A 711-nucleotide genomic window follows, 5' to 3' on the forward strand; every position below is an offset into this window, starting at 1 on the left:
AGGCGCTCTCCCAGCTGAGCTATAGCCCCATTTACATGCAGTGCGAGTAAGTAAGATGTTCCAAACCTCTAAAAGGATTGGTTTGCCAAATCGAGTTATCCGCGGCAAATTAACGCGACGTTTAGTTCACTAAACGAGTGTTAATTTAACAAAGGAGAACGAAGATTTGGTGGGTCAGAGTGGACTTGAACCACCGACCTCACCCTTATCAGGGGTGCGCTCTAACCAGCTGAGCTACAGACCCATCTTATTGATAAATCTAAGTCCATCTAGAACCACCGACCTCACCCTACTCTTTATGAAGGGATTGGGGTGCTAACCAGCTGAGCTACAGACCCATCTTTGATAAACCTATTTAACTAGGTCCATCTTTTACTCTTTCTTCTATCAAGCAAATCTGTGTGAACACTCAAAAGGTACACGGATGTACCGAATGTCGAAAATGCAGGAGCATTTTTCGACCAAACATTAAGTTAGTCGTATAGGTAAGGAGGTGATCCAGCCCCAGGTTCCCCTAGGGCTACCTTGTTACGACTTCACCCCAGTCATGAACCACAAAGTGGTGAGCGCCCCCCCGAAGGTTAAGCTACCCACTTCTTTTGCAGCCCACTCCCATGGTGTGACGGGCGGTGTGTACAAGGCCCGGGAACGTATTCACCGTGGCATTCTGATCCACGATTACTAGCGATTCCGACTTCATGGAGTCGAGTT

1 tRNA gene and 1 rRNA gene are annotated in these 711 nt (G+C 47.7%); both read right to left on the bottom strand.

Annotation, left to right across the window (positions count from 1 at the left end):
- Window positions 1–167: 167 nt before the first annotated feature.
- Window positions 168–244: transfer RNA gene (locus L5M40_RS22515), tRNA-Ile, on the bottom strand.
- A gap of 242 nt (window positions 245–486) precedes the next feature.
- Window positions 487–711, bottom strand: a 16S ribosomal RNA gene (locus L5M40_RS22520); the annotation flags it as partial.

Source organism: Shewanella sp. SM68, from assembly GCF_025653925.1.
Taxonomy (GTDB): domain Bacteria; phylum Pseudomonadota; class Gammaproteobacteria; order Enterobacterales; family Shewanellaceae; genus Shewanella; species Shewanella oncorhynchi.